At 79.9% G+C, this 1333-nt stretch carries 1 pseudogene; it reads left to right on the plus strand.

Going from position 1 to position 1333, the window contains the following annotated elements:
- Positions 1-1333, plus strand: a pseudogene (locus E1212_RS29810) (hypothetical protein); the annotation flags it as partial.

The raw sequence follows: 1333 nt of genomic DNA on the forward strand, positions 1-1333 counted from the left end.
GCCCGAGAAGGCGGCCGAGTCGACGCTCGAGGCCCGCCAGGAGCTCCGTCGCCGGCTCGCCGCCGCCCGGCCGCCGCCCTCCCCCGATATGGCCGCCGCCACAGCTGCCGCTCGCGACCCCCGCCCCGTTCGGGGCGACGAGTCGCGACGCGCGCCCTGGGCCGCTCGTGCGCGGGCCGCGCTGGGTCGCCTCCTGACCACTGCGCCCGAGTCGGACCGGTCGGGCTGGGACGGAGTGGCGGAGCACGCCGTCACGACCCAGCCCGTGCAGCCGCCGACGACGGCCGCGTCCCGCCCTGTCGTCGACCGGGCAGCCAACCGCGACAGGCCGAGCCGGCCCGCCACGACCGCGCGCTCGGACGATGCCGGCGACGGCGGCGCGGCGCCCTCGCCGGCCGAAGCGCCGTCGGACCAGGCCGTGGAGCGCGGCGCGCCCGCGTGGGTCCGGGCGCGCGACATGCTGAGCCGGCTCACCGCCACGCGGCTGGAGGAGACCGAGGAGCAGACTGCCGACGCACAGTCAGCGGGCACACCCGACCGGCAGGCCGGCGACCGGCCCGACGACCGCGTCGGGCCGGCCTGGGTCCGCGCCCGCGATGTACTGCGCCGGCTGACGGCGACACGGCTGGAGCAGGTCGACGAGCAGGAACCGGGCCGGGCCGGGGCTGCGGCGGGCAGGCGGGAGCCGCGTCCGGCCGAGAAGCCCGCCGAGTCCCACGGCGCGTCCACCGCTCCGCGCGATGAGCAGGAGGTCGTGCCCTGGGCACGACGCGACGCGCTGCGGCGGCTCACGGTGATCCGGCTCGAGCGGCTGGACGCGTCGGCCGGGCACGACGCCGAGAACGGAGCCGAGAACGGCGCCACCGCCCCGCCGGCCCCTGGCGCCCCGTCGGCCCGCGGCTCAGGGTCGGGCCGGCCAACGGAGTCCGACGGCACGAGCGGACGGCCCCGGTGGACGGCACCGTCGCCGGCGCGGGAGGGCAGGACGGGCACGACTGCAGGCTCCGGCCGGCCCGCGGCCGGCAAGCCCGCTGAACGGCCGGTCGAGACGGCGAACCCGGCACGTGAGGCGGGCGGCTCGACGCCGTCGACGAAGGCGCCCACGTCCGCGCCGGCCAGCGTGCAGGCCAGCGTGCCGGCCACGCCTCCGGCCGAGCCGGCGGCCAAGCCACCGATGCCGCGCGAGGCCGGGGACCCGGCGCCGTCGTGGGGGCGCAGACTGCGCGACGCGATCCGACGGCACCGCACCCGCCCGGCTGCGGCCAAGCCGGCCGCCGCCACGACGAAGCCCTTGCCCGTCACCACCGCGCCGGCCGAGCAGCCCGCAGCCACC

Origin of the sequence: Jiangella ureilytica (assembly GCF_004348545.1) — a bacterium.
GTDB lineage: Bacteria > Actinomycetota > Actinomycetes > Jiangellales > Jiangellaceae > Jiangella > Jiangella ureilytica.